Source organism: Streptomyces xanthochromogenes (assembly GCF_014650455.1).
In the GTDB taxonomy this organism is placed as follows: domain Bacteria; phylum Actinomycetota; class Actinomycetes; order Streptomycetales; family Streptomycetaceae; genus Streptomyces; species Streptomyces xanthochromogenes.
The window spans coordinates 1-20,052 of record NZ_BMUZ01000014.1 but is presented as its reverse complement, the minus strand read 5'-3'; the positions used below and the strand labels follow the sequence as shown (position 1 = coordinate 20,052).

Sequence of the window (20,052 nt, the reverse complement as noted above, 5' to 3'; positions counted from 1 at the left end):
GCCCCGCCGAGCCGCGGGACCCGCGCCCCGCCCAGCCCCGAGCCCTCCGCCCCGCAGCCCCCGAAGGGAGCCCCGCATGAGCCACGTAGCCGTTCAGGACGCCCGGCCCGCCACTCCGGCCCCCCGCAAGGGCAGCCTCAGCGCACGCTCGCTGCCGCGCTGGGCGGGAGCCGGCTTCGCGGTCGTCTCCATCGCGCTCGCGATCGGCATCGGCCTCGCCTTCGACCTGCAGAGCAAGGTCCAGTGGGGCCTGATCGCGGCCCTGCTCTTCATCCTCGTCTCGTACGCGGTCACCACGGCCGTCGAGAACAAGCGGCAGGCCAAGGACCGGGTGGCGACCTCCCTGGTCTGGGTCTGCTTCATCCTCGCCGTGATCCCGCTGGCCTCCCTGCTGTGGACGACGATCAGCCGCGGCACCAAGGTCCTCAACGGGTACTTCCTGTCCCACTCGATGGCCGGCGTCCCCGGCTTCGAGACCGGCGGCGGCGTCTACCACGCGCTGATCGGCACCCTGGAGCAGGTCGGCATCGCCACCCTGATCTCGGCCCCGCTCGGCCTGCTCGCCGCGGTCTACCTGGTGGAGTACGGCAAGGGCACGCTCGCCAAGGCCGTGACCTTCTTCGTGGACGTGATGACGGGCATCCCGTCCATCGTGGCCGGCCTGTTCATCCTGACCCTGATGCTGATGTTCGACCTGGGCCCCTCGGGCTTCATGGGCTCGCTCGCCCTGTCGATCCTGATGCTGCCGGTCGTGGTCCGCTCCACCGAGGAGATGCTCAAGCTCGTACCGAACGAGCTGCGCGAGGCCTCGCTCGCCCTCGGCGTACCGAAGTGGCGCACGATCCTGAAGGTGGTCCTGCCGACGGCGATCGGCGGCATCACCACCGGCGTCATGCTCGCGATCGCCCGCATCGCCGGTGAGACCGCCCCGATCATGCTGCTGGTCTTCGGCAACCAGCTGATCAACACCAACCCCTTCCAGGGTGCTCAGTCCTCGCTCCCCTTCTACATCTGGGAGCAGTACCGGGTCGGCAGCGACGCGGCGTACGACCGCGCCTGGGCCGCCGCCCTGGTCCTGATCGCCTTCGTCATGATCCTGAACCTGGTGGCCCGCGGCATCGCCCGCTGGAAGGCCCCCAAGACCGGTCGCTGACGCGACACCCTTCGGTCCCGCCGGGCGGGGCCACCCCAGCGACCGTCTCGCCATCCCGAAAGAAGCAGTGATCAAGTCATGGCCAAGCGAATCGACGTATCGGGCCTCTCCGCCTACTACGGCGCCCACAAGGCGATCGACGACATCTCGATGACCGTGGAGCCGCGCTCCGTGACCGCCTTCATCGGCCCGTCCGGCTGCGGCAAGTCCACGTTCCTGCGCACCCTGAACCGCATGCACGAGGTGACCCCCGGCGGGCGCGTCGAGGGCAAGGTGCTCCTGGACGACGAGAACCTGTACGGCTCCGCGGTCGACCCGGTGGCCGTGCGCCGCACGGTCGGCATGGTCTTCCAGCGCCCCAACCCGTTCCCGACGATGTCGATCTTCGACAACGTGGCGGCGGGGCTGCGTCTGAACGGCAAGTTCAAGAAGAACGAGCTGGCGGACGTGGTGGAGAAGTCGCTCAAGGGCGCCAACCTCTGGAACGAGGTCAAGGACCGCCTCAACAAGCCGGGTTCCGGTCTGTCGGGCGGGCAGCAGCAGCGGCTGTGCATCGCGCGGGCGATCGCGGTGGAGCCGGACGTGCTGCTCATGGACGAGCCCTGCTCGGCGCTCGACCCGATCTCCACGCTCGCGATCGAGGATCTGATCGGGGAGCTGAAGGAGCGCTTCACGATCGTGATCGTGACGCACAACATGCAGCAGGCGGCCCGGGTCTCGGACCGTACGGCCTTCTTCAACCTCTCGGCGGTCGGCCAGCCCGGCAAGCTGATCGAGATCGACGAGACCGAGCGGATCTTCTCCAACCCGTCCGTGCAGGCCACGGAGGACTACATCTCGGGCCGCTTCGGCTAGGCCCGTCACCGACCGTCTGCGGTGCTGCATGGCGGTGCCACCGCCAGACGAACGGCCCGCCTCCCGCACCCCGGGAGGCGGGCCCTTTTCCGCCCGAACCCCGGGCATCTTGCCCACCTGCCCGCCGGTGCGGCGGGATTGGGCTCCGCCCCAGACCCCGGGGAGTTTGCCCACCCACCCGCCCGTGCGGCGGGTTGATCGGCTGAGCCCTGGGGCTCCGCCCCAGACCCCGGGGAGTTTGCCCACCCGCCCGCCCGTGACCCGGGGTTGGTTGGTTCCGGGTCCCTGGGGCTCCGCCCCAGACCCCTGCGGGGGCTCCGCCCCCTACACCCCCGTTCGCGCCTAAAGGGCGCTCGTCCTCAAACGCCGGACGGGCTGAAATGCCCAATGCGGGCCGGCACCGAATCCTTCAGGGGCGCGAGGAACCGCGCGACCAGCCACCTACGGCCCGAGGACGAAAACGGGTTTTTGGGGGCGCGGGGAACTGCGCGAAAAGCGACCACGGCCCGAGGACGACGACGGGTTTTCAGGGGCGCGAGGAACTGCGCGACCAGCCACCCACCGTCCGCAGCCGACAGACGTTTTTAGGGGCGCGGGGAACTGCGCGAACCAGCCACCCACGACCTGAGGACAAAAACGGGGTCAGGGGCGCGGGGAACTGCGCGAACGCCCCCTACGGTCCGTAGCCGAAAGCAGGGACCCGGGGCGCAGCCCCAGGAAGTCGGCCCGGCCCACTCCACCCCCGGCGGGTCTGGGGAAGGGGCGGGGAGGGGCAAACCCAGCCCCCCGGGCCGAGCCCGGCGCACCCCGAAAAGCCGAAACCCCACCCCCCCGGCAGAGCCGGAAAGGGCGGGGTGGGCTCCGGGCGCGGCCCGAAAGCCGGGGGCCCGAGAGCCAGGGCTAGCTGAAGAAGACGTGGACCAGCAGATAGCTCAGCGCTGCGACCAGCGCCGCCGCCGGCATCGTGATGAACCACCCCAGGATGATGTTCTTCGCGACCCCCCACCGCACCGCGTTGACCCGCTTCGTCGCCCCCACACCCATGATCGCCGAGGTGATCACATGCGTCGTGGAGATCGGCGCCTGGAACAGGAACGACGACCCGAACATGATCGACGCCCCCGTCGCCTCCGCGGCGAACCCCTGCGGCGGGTCGAGCTCGATGATCTTCCGGCCCAGCGTCCGCATGATCCGCCAGCCACCCGCGTACGTACCGAGCGACAGCATCGCCGCGCACGCGATCTTGACCCAGATCGGGATCTCCGAGCCGGCGTCCTGCACATCGGCGATGACCAGCGCCATCATCACGATGCCCATGGTCTTCTGCGCGTCTTGGAGGCCGTGGCCGAGGGCCATCCCGGCCGCCGAGACGGTCTGCGCGATGCGGAAGCCGCGCTTGGCCTTGTGCGGGTTCGCCTTGCGGAACATCCACAGGATCGCGCACATCACCAGGTAGCCGACCACCAGGCCGACCACCGGCGAGACGAACATCGGAATGACGATCTTGTCGAGCACCCCGGACCAGTACACGGTCGTACCGCCCGCGAGGGCAGCTCCGACCATGCCGCCGAACAGGGCGTGCGACGACGAGGAAGGAAGCCCGAAGTACCAGGTGACCAGGTTCCAGATGATCGCGCCGACCAGCGCCGCGAACAGGATGCCCATCCCCTTGTTGCCCTCGGGCGTGGAGATGAGCCCCTCGCTCACCGTCTTGGCGACGCCGCTGCCGAGGAAGGCACCGGCGAGGTTCATCACGGCGGCCATCGCGAGGGCGGCGCGCGGGGTCAGCGCCCGCGTCGACACCGACGTGGCGATGGCGTTCGCCGAGTCGTGAAAGCCGTTCGTATACGTGAATCCGAGCGCGACGCCAATGGTCACGATCAAAGCAAAGGTGTCCATGACCGGGTCAGGACTCCTTGACGGCGATGGTCTCCACCGTGTTCGCCACGTGCTCGAACGCGTCCGCCGCCTCTTCGAGTACGTCCACGATCTGCTTCAGCTTGAGCACCTCGATGGCGTCGTACTTGCCGTTGAAGAGGTGGGCGAGCAGCTTGCGGTGGATCTGGTCGGCCTGGTTCTCCAGGCGGTTGACCTCGATCCAGTACTCGGTCAGGTTGGACATCGTCCGCAGGTTCGGCATCGCCTCGGCGGTCAGCACGGCCGCGCGGTTGAGCACCTCGATCTGCTGCTCGACGCCCTTGGGCAGTTCCTCCACGTTGTAGAGGACGACCAGGTCGACGGCCTCCTCCATGAAGTCCATGATGTCGTCGAGGCACGAGGCGAGGTTGTAGATGTCCTCGCGGTCGAACGGCGTGATGAAGGAGGAGTTCAGCTGGTGGAAGATCGCGTGGGTGGCATCGTCCCCCGCGTGCTCCGCTGCCCGCATGCGCTCCGCGATCTCGGCCCGGGACGCGGAATCCGCTCCGAGCAGTTCCATGAGGAGCTTCGAGCCCGTGACGATGTTGTCCGCGGATGCGGAGAACATGTCGTAGAAGCTCGTCTCCCTGGGGGTCAGACGAAAGCGCACGTGGGGTCCTCGGAGTGCTTGGGATTCGGTCAGGCTGATGCTAGGCGCATCATCCGGCCACGGCTAACCGGCGTTCTTCAGTGTCGCCCATCAGGCACAGTGATCAGCACGGGCCCCCGCCAGGGATCCGGAAATTCGTTACCATATACCCATGAGGGGTATCACTCCCCTTGCCCCACACGGCAGGCCCTCAGGCATGCGGCAGGCCACCGGGCACCTGGCAGACCACTTGGCAGACAACGGGAGGACGCGATGACGACCACCGAGGCAGCCGGCCCCCCGGTCGAGACCCCTGTGACCGATCACGACCACGGCGTGCACGGCTATCACCAGCAGAAGGACGAGCACCTCAAGCGGCTGCGCCGGATCGAGGGCCAGATCCGCGGCCTGCAGCGCATGGTCGACGAGGACGTCTACTGCATCGACATACTCACCCAGGTCTCCGCGTCCACCAAGGCGCTGCAGTCCTTCGCGCTCCAGCTCCTGGAGGAACACCTGCGGCACTGCGTCGCCGACGCGGCGGTCAAGGGCGGCGACGAGATCGACGCGAAGGTCGAGGAGGCCACGAAGGCCATCGCCCGCATGATGCGCACCTGACCCGGGGCTCCGCCCCGGCCCCCGTTCGCGCCCGAAAGGCGCTCGTCCTCGAACTCCCCCAAGGCCTCAAGGGCCAGGGGGACCCCCATGACGGGCTGAAATGCCCGACGCGGCCCAGCACCGAATCCTTCAGGGGCGCGAGGAACTGCGCGAACGGCCCCGCACGGTCCGTCCCCCGAACTCGCGGCAGCGCCCCCGCACCCCGCCCCGAAGGGGCACCCCACACCAAGGGGTCTACCGGGGGCCATCGGGGTCTACCGGGGCCACACCCCGGCCGGTGGGGGCGGGCCCGGGCGCCCGACGTTCAGGACCTCGTCGATGAGGTCCGGGCTCAGCCGGTCCCCCTCCGCGGCGGACGCCGCGATCATCAACTCACCGCACAGTTCGATCTCGACGAGGGCCACGTGGTCCTGGACGGTCGCGCCGCGAAGCGAAGCCACGCACATCACCTCTTCCTCGACCTCTTCCCACTCATCCGCTCTTCCGCCGTCGTCCGCTCGGCTTCCTAGCGTAGGGAGGGCGACACGGACCGCGCATGGCACGGACGGACCATTTCCGCCACCCCCGACCCACCTGAGGGGGCCATATCTGGCTGATTACGGCTGGATCTTCCCGTCGAAGATGTCCCGCGCCTCCGGCAGCCGCACGCCGACCGCCGCCCCGAACCCGTAGAGCAGCGTCGTCGAGGCGACCGCGACGGGCCGGTCCCGGTTGACGTAGCTGAACTGCTGGCGCACCTTGCACAGCCGGCCCGACCCGTCGAAGTACGCGTCGAACGGCACGACGGCTGTGGAGAACCCTTTCGCCACCTTCGCGGGCAGCACCGCGCTCCCCCGGTAGTGACGCACCTTCACCCCGGCGAGGCCCTCCTCGCCGACATACGTCACGCCCTGTGCGCCGCGCAGCAGTTCGGCGGCGGCGTACGGGTCGGTGGCACCGCCCGTGACCAGGTTGCCGTCGGCGAGCGTGGCGGTGTCGACCCGTACCCATTTGTCCGCCGGCACCCCGGCTCCCCGGTTCTTCATGTAGAGCGCGCCCGGCGCCAGGAGCTCCGTGATCGGGCGCCGTTCCTCCGCGCCCTTCACGTCCTTGGGCAGCATCACCGTCAACTGCCCGGTCCGGTGCCGGTAGTCGTAGGTGCCCTCGCCGCGGATGGTGACCCGGGTGCCCCCGGTGGCCATCTCCATGGACGTGGTGGCCTGTGAGCTGCCCGCCGCCACCAGGCGGTCGGCGGCCGCGCGGACCAGCGCCGCCGGGTCGGGCGTGGGCCCGCCCGTCATCTCCGCGGTGCCGCCACCGCATCCGGAGGCAGCCGCGAACACACCGCCCACCAGCGCGGCGGTCACGATCGCACCCGCTCGCCCGGCTCCGTGCCGTTGCACCACCATCGCCGCCGAACCCCCAACGCCCTTGGCCTAGCCCGTACTCCTAACGACCGCGGTACGGCCACCGTCACGCCCGCAGTACGGTGGTGAGGTGCTCCACCAGACCACCATCACGGAACGCGGCAGCTTCGCGGTGGCCCGTTGCTCCTGCGGCTGGACGGGCCCGGCCCGCCGGAGCCGCGACCGAGCCCGCACGGACGCCGAATTCCACGACTCCCCGGACCCGACCCCGTCCGCCGACTGAGCCCGAGGGCCGTCGGCGCATCCGGCTCCCTTTCCCCGGACCTTCCCCGGTTCGGGAACGGCAGGCTCGGGGAAGGAGCCAGCCCAGCGCCCCCCACGCCCCCCGGGAGCCCCCATGCGCCGCCGCACCCTCCTGACCGCAGCCACCGGCACCGCCGCCACCCTCGCCACCTCCGGCTGCGGCAGCACCGCGCACCCGCAACCCGCGCCGACCGGCACGGCCACCCCCACCGGCACCGCGAGCCGCAGCCCCTCGCCGAGCGCCTCGGCCCCGGCGGACTGGAACGCCCTGGCCCACTCCCTGGAGGGCAAGCTCGTCCGGCCCGGCGACGCCGACTACGCCGCCGCCCGCCAGCTCTACAACACCCGCTTCGACGACCAGAAGCCCGACGCCGTGGCGTACGTGGCGCACGAGGCGGACGTCCAGGAGTGCCTCGCCTACGCCCGCGCCCACCACGCCCCGATCTCCGTCCGCAGCGGCGGCCACGACTACGCCGGCTGGTCGTCCGGGACCGGCCGCCTGGTCATCGACGTATCGCGGCTGAACACCGTGTCGGCCGACGGCACCGTCGGCGCGGGCGCCCGCCTTCTCGACGTCTACACCGGCCTCGCCAAGAGCGGCCGCACCGTCCCCGGCGGCTCCTGCCCCACCGTCGCCGTCTCGGGCCTGACCCTGGGCGGCGGCCACGGCGTCACCGCCCGGGCGTACGGGCTCGCCTGCGACAGCCTGACCTCCGTGAGCCTCGTCACCGCCGACGGCCGGAAACTGACGGCGAGCGAGAAGCAGAACCCGGATCTGTTCTGGGCCCTGCGCGGCGCGGGCAACGGCAACTTCGGCGTGGTCACCGGGCTCACCTTCCGTACGCACGAGGCCCCGCAGGGCGTGACCGCGTATCTGACCTGGCCCTGGCGGCAGGCGCAGGCGGTGGTCGAAGCCTGGCAGGAGTGGGGGCCCGACCAGGGCGACGAGATCTGGTCCGCCGCGCATCTGGCGGGCGGCGCCGGCGGCGGCAACCCGACGCTCACCGTCTCCGCGTTCTCCCTCGGCTCGTACGGCGATCTGCAGAACGCCCTCGACCGCCTCGCCGACCGGGCGGGTGCCTCCGCGTCCTCGGTGTCCCTGCACCGCACCGGTTTCCAGGACGCGATGCTGCTCTACGGCGGGTGCTCGACCTTCAGCCAAGCCCAGTGCCATCTGCCCGGCCGCACCCCGGGCCGCTCCCCGCAGGGGGTGCTCCAGCGCGAGACGTACGCGGCGAAGTCCGACTTCTATACGAAGGCGATACCGGCGCCAGGGATACGCCAACTCCTTTCCGGTGCCGAGGAGTTCACCCGCATCCCGGCGGCCGACAACGGGGGCGGCGGGACCGTCGTGCTCACCGCGCTCGGCGGCGCGATCAACCGGGTCTCGCCCGACGCCACCGCCTTCGTGCACCGCACCTCACGGGTGCTCGCCCAGTACATCGCCTCGTGGCGGCCGGGCACCTCCGGCTCGACCCAGCAGTCCTGGCTGACGCGTACGCACGACGCGATGCGCCCGTACGCCTCGGGCGCGGCCTACCAGAACTACCCCGACGCCTCGCTCACCAACTGGCGTACCGCGTACTACGGGTCGGCCGCACCGCGGCTGGCCGCGCTGAAGAAGCAGTACGACCCGAACCGGCTCTTCGACTTCCCCCAGGCGCTCTGACCGACGGTCAGGGCCGATCGCTCGCCGGCCGACGATCAGGGCCGATCGCTCGCCGGCCGACGGTCAGGGCCGGTCCGTCAGGCCGCGAGGTCGCGCTCCTCGGGCCCCGAGTGCTCCACCGCACCGCCGGGCGCGGCCGGCACCACCGTCAGGGCTTTGCGCGAGTGCACCAGGAGGCCGAGCCGCGGCGAGCGTGCGACGGCCGCGACGACCGGGGTGAGCAGCATCTGGGCGAGCGGCGCGAGGAGCAGTGTGACCGCCGTGCCGAGCGCGAAGCCGCCGACGACGTCGGTCGGGTAGTGCACGCCCATGTAGATCCGGCAGAACCCTTCGAGCAGGGCGAGGCCGAGCGCGATCAGGCCGAACTTCCGGTTGGCGACGAACAGTCCGGCGCCGAGCGCCATCGCGAGGGTGGCGTGGTCGCTGACGAACGAGAAGTCGTTCTTGCCGCCGACCAGGACGTCGAGCCCCTTGTGGTCGAGGAAGGGCCTCGGCCGTTGCACGAAGCCGCGGATGGGGATGTTGACGAGGACGGCGATCCCGGCGGCCAGCGGCGCCCACAGGATCCCGGCGACGGACGCGACCGCCGCCTGCCGGTCCTCCGCGCGCCGCACGCTCCACCAGCACCACAGCACGACGAGCACGAGGCCGAGCAGAATCCCGTACTCCCCGACGAAGGCCATGACCCGGTCGAGCCAGGAGGGGGCGTCCTTGGCGAGTCCGTTGATGTCGTAGAGCACGCTGACATCGGGATTCGCTCCGTCGAATGCGAGTCCAGCCATGCTGCGGCCCCTTGCCTTGATCCGTCCTGCTACCAACCCCCGTGGTCAGTACGTACATCAGTCACTGTCCAGGGAACGCCCTCCACGGCCACCGCGTTCCACTCTCCACTGAATGATCACCTCGACGTTATCGAAGAGTGACGAATAGCCCCAGCTCAGGGCCTTGGCTTCACGGAGAGTTCCGGCCATTGAAGGGCCTTGTTCAAGCCCCCGGTTGAGGGGTGGGCAGCGCCGCGGCGCCGTCCTTGGTGACCCGGGTCGCGCCGAAGTAGTCGGGTGCATCGATCTTGTCGAAGCGGATGACGGCACCGGTGTAGGGGGCGTTGATCATGTACCCGCCCCCCACGTAGAGCCCCACGTGATGGATGGCCCGTGAATTGCCGAGGTCGGTCGAGAAGAACACCAGGTCGCCGGGGAGCAGCTCGTTGCGGGCGGGGTGCGGCCCGGCGTTGTACTGGTCGTTGGCGACGCGGGGCAGGGTGATCCCGACGCTCTGGTACGCGGCCTGCGTAAGCCCCGAACAGTCGAAACGCCCCCCTTGCTCGGGCGTCCCCTCCCCGCCCCAGAGGTAGGGCGTACCGAGCTTCTGCTGCGCGTAGTAGATGGCCCCGGCCGCCTGCTGCGACGGCTGGACCCGGCCGACGGGGGCGGCGAAGCTCTTCTCCAGGGACCGGATGGTCTTCACATACCCCTGGGTCTCCTTGTACGGCGGAACGCCCTTGTACTTGATGACCGCGTACGCCCCCGCGTTGTACGCGGCCAGCATGTTGTCGCTCGCGTCGCCGGGCACGTCCTTGACGTATTTGGCCAATTCGCAGTCATAGGAGGCCGCTGACGGAATGGCATCGGCCGGGTCCCAGATGTCCCGTTTGCCGTCCCCGTTGCCGTCGATGCCGTGACTCGCCCAAGTGGCGGGCATGAACTGGGCGATGCCCTGCGCGTTGACCGGGCTGACGGCGGTCGTCTTCCAGCCGCTCTCCGAGTAGAGCTGGGCGGCGAGCATCGCCGGGTTGAGGCTGGGGCAGTAGTCGCCCCACTTCTGCACGAGCGGCTGGTAGAGCGAGGGCACGGCACCCTTGGCGAGCCCGATGGCACCGCCCGCCCTGGAGGCGAGGCCGGCGGCGGCCGAGTACGTACCGACGACGAGCAGCGCGACGAAGCTCAGGCACACCCCGAACGCGATCCCACCGACCACCCAGACTCTGCGCACCCCTCAACCCTCCCCCATCGAGGCGCGGTTCACCGCAACTTCGCCCGCACTCGTGTCGGACCCTCGCTCATTCGGCCAGGAGGCCCCCCGAGGCGATGACGGCCGCCCAGGCCCGTCCGACCCTCCCCAGGCGCATATGACGCTACGTCACCGCACGCGTCGGCGGAAGCGGGCCGAGGACACTCACCCACACCTCGGCGTCATCTGACGCGGCATCAGCCCCAGGGGATCAGGGCACCGAGCATGCGCAGGGCCTCGCCCGTCCACCCGACGGGAGCGGGCTTGGCACCGGCGGACGCGGGGGCGGACTCCGCGGTCGCGGGTGCCTTCGCCGCCGGGGTCGGCGAGGGAGTGGGGGCCGGCGGGGTCGGGGAGGGCGTGGGAGCCGCCGGCTTGGGCGCACCCGCGGCGTCCGCCATCTGGAACAGGGACTTGACGTGCGGTCCGAACACGATGCTGTAGGAGACGTCGGGGTCGTCCCCGCCGAGCTGGTACCCGCCGATCACGCCGGCCACCGCCCCGCCCTCGACGACCCACGGGCTGCCGCTGGTGCCGCCCGGGAAGTCGGGGCAGTCGATGCGCTGCTGGGTGTCCCCGTACGCGACGGCCGTGTTCGCGCAGACCTGCGGGACCTCGGTGTCGGACGGGTAGCCGGTCAGCGTCGCGGACTCCCCGGTCGCCCGGCCCGCGAACAGCGGGGCGGCGCCCACCGCGTCCTCGATCTGCTTGCCCCCGTCGGACCCCGGCCCGAGGACCGCGAAGGCGACGTCACTGTCCTGGTCACCGTCCTCGGTCCAGCTGTCCTCCTCGTACACCGACTCCACCGGCCACGTCCCGTAAGGCGCGGAGCCGTCGCGGTAGGCGGGAGCGAACACCGCCTTGCCGCCCTCCGACTCGTCCGCGGGCAGACAGTGCGCGGCGGTCACGATGACGTCGTGACCGGAGCTCCGCACGACCGAGGCAGTGCAGTAGTGCCCGTCGTCCAGGCCGCCCTTGAACAGCGCGCCCACCCGGGCGTTGTCGGCGGTGGCCGGCGCCGTCGTCGTCCGGCCGGTCGCCCCCGCGTCGCTGGCCCCGTATGCCGGTATGACGAGGAGCACGGCCGCGGCCGACAGCGCACCGAACCTTCCGCGGCCGGTCGCGAATCTCGTCCCGAAGATGCCAGTGCGCTTCATACGGTGCGTCTCCTGGAGGTCGGCGGGCGTGCTTGCTGACTGCGAACACTCTGACTCTCGCTGCCCCGACTGAGAGCGACCATGAACCTTTTCTGAGAAGTTTCTATGAACGGCCCGCCGCTCCGACCTGCGCCGTCGGCCACCGACACGACAAGCGGCCCAAGGGTGTAACAACGACAGTCATTGCCCGGAGTCACCCTGCGTGATACACAGAGTGACCATACGCGTTTTCGCATACAACCGATTCACCGCAGGTCAGGGCGGTGCGAACGGCACATCTGTGCGAGGGCGGGTAAAGAGGGGCACCAAGGCGTCCCACTCCGCCGGTTTCATCAGCGAAGATAGAACCTGACCCATGCCGTGGGGCAGGGGCATCGAACTACCCGACAGGGGCGGTGAGTTACATGTACCTGGCAGCCGGAAAAGGCGACATCACCACCATCATCGGCGGAATCGCCCCCAACTGGGGGCCGTTCGGGACGCTCGGCAACGAGGCCCGCATCATGGTGGAGGTGGTGATGGCGGTCGCCATCCTCCTCTGCCTCGGCATCGCGGTATGGGGTGCGGCCAAGCAACGGATCGGAGCGACGGCGCTGCGCGACACCTTCAGCGCCGAACAGGGCAAGGGCCTGATCGTGGCCGGCCTGACGGGAGTCTTCATCATCGGCTCCCTGGGCACCCTCTTCACCATCGTTTACGGGATGGCCGTCTGACCTCGCGTCAGCCCCAACGCCGCCCCTCCCGTCCCCCTCACACCATCCGTCCGTCGTGCCCACCGGCAGAGGTTGCGTCTCCCTGATGTCGAGTCACCACACCGCGCCCGCGCGGCAACCAGCACGGCTACCGTCGTACTACGCGGATTCGTACACGGCCGAGGGGGCGCAGGCATGAGTTTCGACGACGAGCCGGGCCACGTCGGGGGCGACCCCGGCCGCGGCGACGACCGCTTCAGCACGCTGGGCGGCACCCGGCAGACCCGTACGCGCATGCCCGAGACCACCGGCGACGTCTACGGCGGCGGCCGCCGCCCCCAGCGCACCTCGCGCTCCCTCGTCATGGTCGTCGGCGTCGTGGTCCTGCTGGTGGCCGCGATCGCCTTCGCCAACCGGGGCGGCGACGGCTCCGCCACCACCCCGGACAACGCGGCCAAGCCCGGGGCGGCCGAGTCGACGGCGGCGACGGGCACGAAGCCGGTGCCGGGGAAGCAGGGCGGGATCGCGTCCGGGTTCGCCCGGACCGAGCAGGGGGCGCAGTCGGCTGCGGTCAACTATCTCGTGGCCCTGGGCTCCGACGGCATGTACAGCACCGGCCGTCGGCACGAGATCGTGAACACGGTGTACGCACCCGACATCGCCGCAGCTCGGCAGGGAGATCTCGACAAGGCGTACTCCGGCAAGGACTTTTTGACCCGCATCGGCCTCAATCCGGACGGCACCGCCCCTTCGGGACAGACCTTCATCTCCCGGTTCAACCCGGTCGGCGCCAAGGCGGACAAGTTCGACGGCAATACCGCGAGCGTGTCCGTCTGGTACTCCGCACTCTTCGGGCTGGCCGGCGAGGGATCCAAGAACCCGGTCTCGGAGAGCTGGTTCACCAACACGTTCCAGCTCAAGTGGACCGGCGGGGACTGGAAGATCACCGACTTCACGCAGAAGGACGGCCCGGCACCCGTCGGCCGTGACCAGGCCGCCGCTCCCGCCAAGGACATGACCGACGCCGTGGAGCAGTTCGGAGGGTTCACGTATGCCCGTTAAGCCGCCCCGCCGCGCCTTTTCCGTCGCCGCCGCGTTCACCGCCGTGCAGACGGCGGCCATCCTGCTCGCGAGCAGGGCGTACTCCGCGCCCACGCCCACGCCCGGCGGGTCATCGGGCGCCAGCCCTAGCCCCAGCCCGAGCCCGAGCAACAACGCCTGCGACCTCATTCGCGGCCCCGCCCGGGACTACTGCGAATCCGGCGCGAGCAAGGGCGGTTCCAAGACCCTAGCCCCCGACCCCGCGGGCGCCTCCGACCCCCTGACCTCCCTCGCAAAGGGCTGCGCCGACGCCGCCGCCTGGATCGTCGGCAAGCTCTCCGACGCGGTGAAGTCGACCGCCACCGTCGACTTCACCAACCCCAGCTTCCGCACCCAGTACGCCGTCGTCTTCGCCGCTGCCACCTTCCTCACCCTCGTCCTGTGGCTCCTGGCCGTCGCCAAGCGGGCCATCCGCGGGGTGCCGCTGTCGACGGCGATCTCGGAAGCCGTCGGGTTCCTGTGGCTGACCGTGCTCGCCTCCGCGTTCACCCCGCTGATCCTCTACACCGTCGTATCGGCCACGGACGCCGTCACCGAGGCCATCTCGAACGCGACCGGCAACCAGTCGGACGTGTTCTTCGGGTCGTTCTCGGCCGCGCTCAAGAAGGGCACGGACATCGGCGGCGGCCCGATCATGCTGATCGTCGTCGCCCTCGTCTCGATCCTCGCCGCGGGCGTCCTCTTCCTCGAACTGGTCATCCGCGCCGCCCTGTTGTACGTCGGCGCGCTGCTCGGCACCGTCGTGTACGCGGGGCTCGTCGACAAGAACATGTGGGGCCACGTACGCCGCTGGGCGGGCATCATGATCGCCGTGATCATGGTTAAACCCGTCATCGTGATCGTGCTCGGGCTCGCCGGAGCGCTCTCCTCCGGCAAGGGCCCCGACTCCTTCTCCGCCGTCGTCTCGGGCCTCGCCATCATCCTGCTCGCGATCTTCGCCTCAGCGATGATCTACCGCTTCGTGCCCGGCTTCGGCGACGAGATCGCCTCCGCCCGCACCAACCGCAAGCAGGCCACCGACGGCTCCCAGGCCGCCGCCCTCATCTCCTCGCCCGCAGCCCTCGTCTCGCAGGGCATCAAGACCCACAGCGGCCGGGGCAACCAAGGGGGCGGCGCCGCCCAGGCCCGCCCCGCCAACCCCATGTCCGGTGGCGTGGCCGCCCACAGCAGCCGGGGCTCCGGCGGCGGGGTCGGCGGCGGAACTGTCCCCTCCGCCGCACCTCCGCCACGCAGCGGCTCCGGCCCGACGTCCGGCACGCCGCACACCCACCGCCGTAACTCCGGCGGCACCGCAGGCAACAAGAACACTGGAGGTGGAGGGCGTTGACGACCCAGTCCCAACCGGTCGCGCCCCGCCGTACGTATCTGATCGGCCGCGCCCGGCCGTCGGCCGTCGTCGGCAAGAACCGCGAGACCGGCGAGATCGTACTGATCATCGGCGGCGCTTTCCTCGGCATGATGTGCGGGCTCCTCGTCCCCGTCCTATCTCTGCGGATCGTGCTCCTGATGGGCTTCCCGTTCCTGGCGCTCGCCGCGGTGTACCTGCCGTACAAGCACCGCACGTTCTACAAGTGGTTCGAGATCAACCGCAGTTACAAGCGTTCGCTGCGCCGCGGCACCGCCTTCCGTTCCGGCACGGCCGAGGCCGGCGTGCGGCTCGACGGGCGCGAGGTCGAGGTGGGGCCGCCGCCCGGCATCGGCCACGTCAACTGGCTCGCCGCACCCTTCGGCCCCGACGAGATCGCGGTCCTGCTGCACGCGGACCGGCGTACCGTCACCGCCGCCATCGAGATCGAGGGCCCCGGCGTCGGCCTGCGCGACAGCGAGGACCAGGAGGCCCTCGTCGACCGCTTCGGCACGCTCCTCAAGCATGTCGCCAACGGCGACGGCTTCGTGACGCGCCTTCAGATGCTGGCCCGCACCCTGCCCGCCGACCCCGACGCGCACGCCAAGGACGTGGCCCAGCGCGGCGACACCAAGGCCCCCGGCTGGCTCCAGGACTCCTACGAGCAGCTCCAGTCGATGGTGTCGACCTCCAGCGAGCAGCACCGCGCCTACCTCGTGGCCTGCATGCAGTACAGCCGCGAACTGGCCGCCGAGGCCAACGCCATGGCCCGCGCCGCCAACCCGCACGGCCGCAAGCTCGACCGCGACGCGGGCCTCGCCGTCGTCATGGCCCGTGAACTCACCGACATCTGCGCCCGGTTGGCCGAGGCCGACATCCGGGTGCGCCAGCCGCTCGGCCAGAGCCGGCTCGCCTCGCTCGTGCACTCCATGTACGACCCGGACCACCCCATCGACCACATCCAGGCCATGACCAAGCGCAACGCCTGGCCGGCCGAGCTCGACGCCGTGGAGCCCACCTACCTCCAGGCCAAGACCCGCGAGTCCTCGACGCGGGCGCCCTGGTGCCATGCCACGGCCTGGGTGAAGGAGTGGCCGATGACCCCGGTCGGCGTCAACTTCCTCGCCCCGCTGCTCGTCCACACCCCGGACGTGATCCGCACGGTCGCCGTCTGCATGGACCTGGAGCCGACCGAGGTTGCCATCGAGCGCATGCTCACGGAGAAGACCAACGACGAGGCGGAGGCGTCCCGAGCCGCCAAGATGAACCGCACCGTCGACCCGCGCGACATCGCCGCGCACGGCCGTCTCGACCAGCGCGGCGAGGACCTCGCGAGCGGCGCCGCCGGCGTCAACCTGGTCGGCTACATCACGGTGTCCTCGCGCTCTCCGGAGGCCCTCGCCCGCGACAAGCGGACCATCAGAGCCTCCGCCGGCAAGTCGTACCTGAAGCTGGAGTGGTGCGACCGCGAGCACCACCGGGCCTTCGTCAACACCTTGCCGTTCGCGACCGGAATCCGCCGCTAGCCGAGAGGCAGTACCCGCCATGCGAGATCCGCTGTCTCTCGTCTCCGACGCCTTCACCGCCCTGCTGTTCGGCAAGGTGGAGACCACCCGGCTGCCCGTCCGCACCTCCACGGGCCAGGCCCAGGCCGTCTATCTGCCGACCGCCGCCCCCGGCCTCGGCGACTCCGGCGTGATCATCGGGCGCGAGGTGTACAGCGGCAAGGGCTACATCTACGACCCCTTCCAGCTGTACGGCCAGCAGCTCCCGGCCCCGCACTGGCTGGTGCTCGGCGAGTCCGGCAACGGCAAGTCGGCCCTGGAAAAGACGTACGTCCTGCGGCAGTTGAGGTTCCGCGACCGTCAGGTCGTCGTACTCGACGCCCAAGGCGAGGACGGCGTCGGCGAGTGGAACCTCATCGCGCGCGAGCTGGGGATAACCCCCATCCGGCTCGACCCGATGACCGCGATGGACGGCGGCATCCGGCTCAACCCCCTGGACCCGGCGATCACCACGACCGGCCAGCTCGCCCTGCTTCGAACGATCATCGAAGTGGCGATGGGCCACGGCCTGGACGAACGCTCGGGCTTCGCGCTCAAGGTGGCGCACGCGTACGTCAACAGCACGATCACGGACCGCCAGCCGGTCCTGACCGACATCGTCGAGCAACTCCGCCACCCCGAGGCCGAGTCGGCCGAGGCGATGAACGTCGACATAGAGGACGTACGCGCCTGGGGCCTGGACGTCGCCCTGGTCCTCGACCGCCTGGTCGACGGCGACCTGCGCGGCATGTTCGACGGCCCGACGACGATCGGCATCGACCTGGACGCCCCCCTGATCGTCTTCGACCTCTCGCACATCGACCGCAACTCGATCGCGATGCCGATCCTGATGGCCATCGTCGGCGTCTGGCTGGAGCACACCTGGATCCGCCCCGACCGGAAGAAGCGCATCTTCCTGGTCGAGGAGGCCTGGCACATCATCAACAGCCCCTTCGTGGCACAGCTCTTCCAGCGCCTGCTGAAGTTCGGCCGCCGCCTGGGCCTGTCCTTCGTAGCGGTCGTCCACCACCTGAGCGACGTCGTGGACGGAGCCGCGGCCAGGGAGGCGGCAGCGATCCTGAAAATGGCGTCGACCAGGACGATCTACGCGCAGAAGGCGGACGAGGCAAGGGCGACGGGCCGGGTCCTCGGCCTACCGCGCTGGGCGGTGGAGATCATCCCGACCCTCACTCCGGGCATTGCCGTATGGGACGTGAACGGCAACGTCCAGGTGGTCAAGCACCTGATCACGGAACGCGAGCGCCCGCTGGTCTTCACCGACCGCGCCATGACGGAGTCCGCGGCGACGGACGACATCCTGGCCTCGGAGCTCGACTCCCAACTCGAATCGGAGACGGAACGCCGAGCAGCGATGATCGAACAACAACTGTCCAACGCACCCGACTCCTCCGAGTCCACGGTGGCCTGAAGTGAGCGGAACCGGCACCCCGAGAGGCGACCAGCGAGGCATCCCCGATTCCCTCCTGGTCGGCCTCCTGGCCTTTTTGCTCGGCCTGACGGTCCTGGTCTGGACGGCCACCGGCCTGGCGGGCGTCCTCACCCACGGGTCCTGGCCCCCAGGCGTATCGTTCACGCACAGTCCGATGGCCCTGAGATCCCTGGTCACGGCCCCCCAGGACCTGCCGGCCGCCTGGCCCGACACCCCGCCCCCGGCCCTCCCGGGCTACGGCCTCTTCTGGGGCCTCCTCATCGGCGAACTCCTGATCCTGATCGTCCTGACGATCTTCGTGCTCGGAACGTTCACGCGGTGGCGAGCGGTACGGGCGAGAGCGAGACAGCAGCCCCCGGCTGCCCCTGCACCCCTGACACAGGACGCCACCCCCGCCCCCGCTGTGGGCGGACGTGTCGCAGAGCGCCTGGCGCCTCCCCCGGTCGAGCGGAGCCGAGACCGTGGGGAAGAGTGGGCACGGCGAACCCCGCCGGCCGAAACCCCGGACACCGCCCCCGGTCCCGAACAGCCCCTCGACCCCGGTCCCGAGCAACCGCTGGTACCGGCCCCCGCAGCGCCCGCCTCCGGGGCACCCGCAGCGCCCGAGACCCCCGAACCCGGCCGTCCCGCCTGGGGAGCCGGCGCCCCCACCGCGCTGAGCGGGGTGGAACAGTTCCCCGCCCCCCGGGCCGAACAGCCAACCCCACGGCTGCACTTCGGCCCCCCGGAATCGCGCAGGCCGCACGCTCTCCAGGCAATCCAGGACGCAGAGGGCGCGGCGCTCGTCGTCACCTCGGACCCCACCCTGTGGGCGGAGACGAAGGACGCCAGGGCCAAGCTCGGCCCCGTACACGTCTACGACCCGACCCACCGCTGTGACACTCCCGCACGACTCCACTGGTCCCCCACCGCCGGCTGCGCGGACGCGGACCTCGCCGCGGCAAGGGCGGCCGCCCTCCTCGCCCCCGTACGCCCCCAGGCCCGCATGGACGCCGCCATGGCGGACACCGCGGAAACCCTCCTGCGCTGCTGGCTGCACGCCGCCGCCCTGGAGAGCCGCGACGGCCGGGCGACGAAGCAGCTGCACCGCTGGGCACAGGGAACGGCCGCCCACGAGGCCGTACGCATCCTGCGCACGCACCCCAAGGCGCAGAGCGGCAGCGCGGGCCTCTTGGAGTCGGCGCTCACGGCCTACCCCGAACGCCGGGAAATCGCCCAGGAGTTGACGGCCCGAGCCCTCTCCTGTCTCTCCTCGATCCACATCCGCGACGCCTGCACACCGAACCGAGCGGATTCGCTCGCTCTGGAATCTTTTGTGGACGAGGGGGGCACTCTTTATGTGGTGGGCGAAGCGATCGAGGATCCCCGGTCCGACCCCGCCGCGATGCCGCTCCTCACGGCACTCGCCTCAGACGTGGTCGAGCGCGGCCGCCGCATGGCCGAACGGTCATCTGACGGTCGCCTCGACCCACCAATGACGCTCGTCCTCGACGACGTCGCGGCCGTGGCTCCGCTTCCCCGGCTACCGCAGCTGCTGTCGACCGGTCAGGACCAGGGTCTCCCGCTCCTGGTCCTGCTCCGCTCCCCCGAACAGGCCCGGGCCCGCTGGACCGAGGCCCTGACGTAGCCGCGCCCGACGCTGTCGCCCGATGTAGTCGCAGCTACGGCCTGAGGATCTCCATCTCCAGGTCGCGCCCGCCGTCATCGGTCAACAGCGCCGTGAACCCGGTGAGTACGAAGCCGGCCTTGCGGTAGAAGCCCCGAGCACGCGGGTTGTCCTCGTGCACCAGGAGACGGACCCGGTCCACCCGCGGCGCCTGCGCCCAGGCCCAGTCGAGCGCGGCCGCGAAGAGCCGCTCGGTCAGCCCGATGCCACGGTATTCGGGCCGTACGAAGACGCCCACGATGTGCGCCTGCGGCGAGGTGATCCGGTTTCCGAAGACGTCATCGGCACCCTCGGCCTCGATCAGCACCACCACGTTGCCGGCCCAGGCACCGTCCGGGCCCTCGGCGACGAACTGCCGCACGGACGGGCCCTGGGCGTTCGTCGCCCGTTCCTGCCAGAACTCGTCGGGCTGCGCGGACGCACTCTCCAACGTGTCGAGAAACGCGACCGGGGCGGCAGGATCGGCAAGGGAAGCGAGCCGAAGCTCCTTGACCTTGCGCCACTCGTCGGCACGCACAGGACGTATGACGTGGTTCGAGGGGTGTTCCATTTCCATGGGCAGATACTGCCACAACGCGAAAAAGCCCCGCACCGTGACCCGTATTTCTACAGATCATGATGCGGGGCTTTCCCCAAA

At 70.3% G+C, this 20,052-nt stretch carries 19 protein-coding genes; 11 read left to right on the top strand and 8 right to left on the bottom strand.

Annotation, left to right across the window (positions count from 1 at the left end; translation table 11 throughout):
- The first annotated feature begins 76 nt into the window (after nt 1-76).
- Nucleotides 77-1,153, top strand: a complete 1,077-nt coding sequence (gene pstA / locus IE267_RS31285; protein WP_167158180.1) for a phosphate ABC transporter permease PstA — start codon at nt 77-79, stop codon at nt 1,151-1,153.
- A gap of 78 nt (nt 1,154-1,231) precedes the next feature.
- A complete protein-coding gene (pstB, locus tag IE267_RS31280; protein ID WP_161253268.1) occupies nt 1,232-2,008 on the top strand; it encodes a phosphate ABC transporter ATP-binding protein PstB in 777 nt (258 codons plus the stop codon).
- A gap of 900 nt (nt 2,009-2,908) precedes the next feature.
- Here pstB and IE267_RS31275 read toward each other — a convergent pair.
- Nucleotides 2,909-3,907, bottom strand: a complete 999-nt coding sequence (locus tag IE267_RS31275) for an inorganic phosphate transporter (RefSeq protein WP_100577830.1) — start codon at nt 3,905-3,907, stop codon at nt 2,909-2,911.
- A 7-nt stretch (nt 3,908-3,914) separates the two neighbouring features.
- Nucleotides 3,915-4,535 carry a DUF47 domain-containing protein gene (locus tag IE267_RS31270; RefSeq protein ID WP_053729022.1) on the bottom strand — a complete coding sequence of 207 codons (621 nt, stop codon included), beginning with the start codon at nt 4,533-4,535 and terminating at the stop codon, nt 3,915-3,917.
- 252 nt (nt 4,536-4,787) lie between these two features.
- Here IE267_RS31270 and IE267_RS31265 point away from each other — a divergent pair, with 252 nt between their 5' ends.
- On the top strand, nt 4,788-5,132 hold the full coding sequence (locus tag IE267_RS31265) for a metal-sensitive transcriptional regulator (RefSeq protein WP_167158182.1): 345 nt from the start codon (nt 4,788-4,790) through the stop codon (nt 5,130-5,132).
- Nucleotides 5,133-5,386: 254 nt separating this feature from the next.
- Here the strand turns inward: IE267_RS31265 and IE267_RS31260 are convergent, their stop codons facing one another.
- Both IE267_RS31260 and IE267_RS31255 read right to left on the bottom strand, forming a co-directional pair.
- Entirely contained in the window at nt 5,387-5,578 is a 192-nt protein-coding gene (locus IE267_RS31260; protein WP_161245414.1) for a hypothetical protein, read from the bottom strand.
- A gap of 150 nt (nt 5,579-5,728) precedes the next feature.
- Entirely contained in the window at nt 5,729-6,520 is a 792-nt protein-coding gene (locus IE267_RS31255) for an SCO4651 family lipoprotein (protein WP_189765497.1), read from the bottom strand.
- A gap of 88 nt (nt 6,521-6,608) precedes the next feature.
- Between IE267_RS31255 and IE267_RS31250 the strand changes: the two genes are divergently transcribed.
- Nucleotides 6,609-6,761 carry a hypothetical protein gene (locus tag IE267_RS31250; RefSeq protein WP_189765496.1) on the top strand — a complete coding sequence of 51 codons (153 nt, stop codon included), beginning with the start codon at nt 6,609-6,611 and terminating at the stop codon, nt 6,759-6,761.
- Between the two features lie 114 nt (nt 6,762-6,875).
- Entirely contained in the window at nt 6,876-8,450 is a 1,575-nt protein-coding gene (locus tag IE267_RS31245) for an FAD-binding oxidoreductase (RefSeq protein WP_189765495.1), read from the top strand.
- A 77-nt stretch (nt 8,451-8,527) separates the two neighbouring features.
- Here IE267_RS31245 and IE267_RS31240 read toward each other — a convergent pair whose 3' ends face one another.
- The 3 genes from IE267_RS31240 to IE267_RS31230 form a co-directional block, all read right to left on the bottom strand.
- On the bottom strand, nt 8,528-9,232 hold the full coding sequence (locus IE267_RS31240) for a phosphatase PAP2 family protein (RefSeq protein WP_161245417.1): 705 nt from the start codon (nt 9,230-9,232) through the stop codon (nt 8,528-8,530).
- A 202-nt stretch (nt 9,233-9,434) separates the two neighbouring features.
- Nucleotides 9,435-10,442, bottom strand: a complete 1,008-nt coding sequence (locus tag IE267_RS31235) for a bifunctional lytic transglycosylase/C40 family peptidase (RefSeq protein WP_229861516.1) — start codon at nt 10,440-10,442, stop codon at nt 9,435-9,437.
- Nucleotides 10,443-10,657: 215 nt separating this feature from the next.
- Entirely contained in the window at nt 10,658-11,617 is a 960-nt protein-coding gene (locus IE267_RS31230) for a trypsin-like serine peptidase (RefSeq protein WP_189765494.1), read from the bottom strand.
- Nucleotides 11,618-12,021: 404 nt separating this feature from the next.
- Between IE267_RS31230 and IE267_RS31225 the strand changes: the two genes are divergently transcribed.
- The 6 genes from IE267_RS31225 to IE267_RS31200 all read left to right on the top strand — a co-directional run bounded on the left by IE267_RS31225 (nt 12,022) and on the right by IE267_RS31200 (nt 19,376).
- Nucleotides 12,022-12,330: a DUF8827 family protein gene (locus IE267_RS31225; protein WP_053729027.1), complete on the top strand. Its 309-nt coding sequence runs from the start codon at nt 12,022-12,024 to the stop codon at nt 12,328-12,330.
- 174 nt (nt 12,331-12,504) lie between these two features.
- Nucleotides 12,505-13,371: a DUF8175 domain-containg protein gene (locus IE267_RS31220; RefSeq protein ID WP_167158192.1), complete on the top strand. Its 867-nt coding sequence runs from the start codon at nt 12,505-12,507 to the stop codon at nt 13,369-13,371.
- Nucleotides 13,361-14,737: a hypothetical protein gene (locus tag IE267_RS31215; RefSeq protein ID WP_189765493.1), complete on the top strand. Its 1,377-nt coding sequence runs from the start codon at nt 13,361-13,363 to the stop codon at nt 14,735-14,737. The genes IE267_RS31220 and IE267_RS31215 overlap by 11 nt, the downstream gene beginning before the upstream one ends.
- Entirely contained in the window at nt 14,734-16,281 is a 1,548-nt protein-coding gene (locus IE267_RS31210; RefSeq protein ID WP_161245419.1) for an SCO6880 family protein, read from the top strand. Before IE267_RS31215 ends, IE267_RS31210 begins: the two co-directional genes overlap by 4 nt.
- 19 nt (nt 16,282-16,300) lie before the next feature.
- Nucleotides 16,301-17,728 carry an ATP-binding protein gene (locus tag IE267_RS31205; protein ID WP_161245420.1) on the top strand — a complete coding sequence of 476 codons (1,428 nt, stop codon included), beginning with the start codon at nt 16,301-16,303 and terminating at the stop codon, nt 17,726-17,728.
- A gap of 1 nt (nt 17,729) precedes the next feature.
- Nucleotides 17,730-19,376, top strand: a complete 1,647-nt coding sequence (locus tag IE267_RS31200) for a type IV secretory system conjugative DNA transfer family protein (protein WP_189765492.1) — start codon at nt 17,730-17,732, stop codon at nt 19,374-19,376.
- A gap of 34 nt (nt 19,377-19,410) precedes the next feature.
- Here the strand turns inward: IE267_RS31200 and IE267_RS31195 are convergent, their stop codons facing one another.
- Nucleotides 19,411-19,971 carry a GNAT family N-acetyltransferase gene (locus tag IE267_RS31195; RefSeq protein ID WP_229861515.1) on the bottom strand — a complete coding sequence of 187 codons (561 nt, stop codon included), beginning with the start codon at nt 19,969-19,971 and terminating at the stop codon, nt 19,411-19,413.
- Nucleotides 19,972-20,052 lie beyond the last annotated feature (81 nt).

Bases quoted from the DNA above. Each gene is read 5' to 3' on its own strand.
- IE267_RS31275 (WP_100577830.1), bottom strand. From the start codon at position 3,907: ATGGACACCTTTGCTTTGATCGTGACCATTGGCGTCGCGCTCGGATTC.
- IE267_RS31225 (WP_053729027.1), top strand. From the start codon at position 12,022: ATGTACCTGGCAGCCGGAAAAGGCGACATCACCACCATCATCGGCGGA.
- IE267_RS31260 (WP_161245414.1), bottom strand. From the start codon at position 5,578: ATGTGCGTGGCTTCGCTTCGCGGCGCGACCGTCCAGGACCACGTGGCC.
- IE267_RS31215 (WP_189765493.1), top strand. From the start codon at position 13,361: ATGCCCGTTAAGCCGCCCCGCCGCGCCTTTTCCGTCGCCGCCGCGTTC.
- IE267_RS31220 (WP_167158192.1), top strand. From the start codon at position 12,505: ATGAGTTTCGACGACGAGCCGGGCCACGTCGGGGGCGACCCCGGCCGC.
- IE267_RS31230 (WP_189765494.1), bottom strand. From the start codon at position 11,617: ATGAAGCGCACTGGCATCTTCGGGACGAGATTCGCGACCGGCCGCGGA.
- IE267_RS31245 (WP_189765495.1), top strand. From the start codon at position 6,876: ATGCGCCGCCGCACCCTCCTGACCGCAGCCACCGGCACCGCCGCCACC.
- IE267_RS31240 (WP_161245417.1), bottom strand. From the start codon at position 9,232: ATGGCTGGACTCGCATTCGACGGAGCGAATCCCGATGTCAGCGTGCTC.
- IE267_RS31195 (WP_229861515.1), bottom strand. From the start codon at position 19,971: ATGGAAATGGAACACCCCTCGAACCACGTCATACGTCCTGTGCGTGCC.
- IE267_RS31205 (WP_161245420.1), top strand. From the start codon at position 16,301: ATGCGAGATCCGCTGTCTCTCGTCTCCGACGCCTTCACCGCCCTGCTG.
- pstA (WP_167158180.1), top strand. From the start codon at position 77: ATGAGCCACGTAGCCGTTCAGGACGCCCGGCCCGCCACTCCGGCCCCC.
- pstB (WP_161253268.1), top strand. From the start codon at position 1,232: ATGGCCAAGCGAATCGACGTATCGGGCCTCTCCGCCTACTACGGCGCC.
- IE267_RS31265 (WP_167158182.1), top strand. From the start codon at position 4,788: ATGACGACCACCGAGGCAGCCGGCCCCCCGGTCGAGACCCCTGTGACC.
- IE267_RS31255 (WP_189765497.1), bottom strand. From the start codon at position 6,520: ATGGTGGTGCAACGGCACGGAGCCGGGCGAGCGGGTGCGATCGTGACC.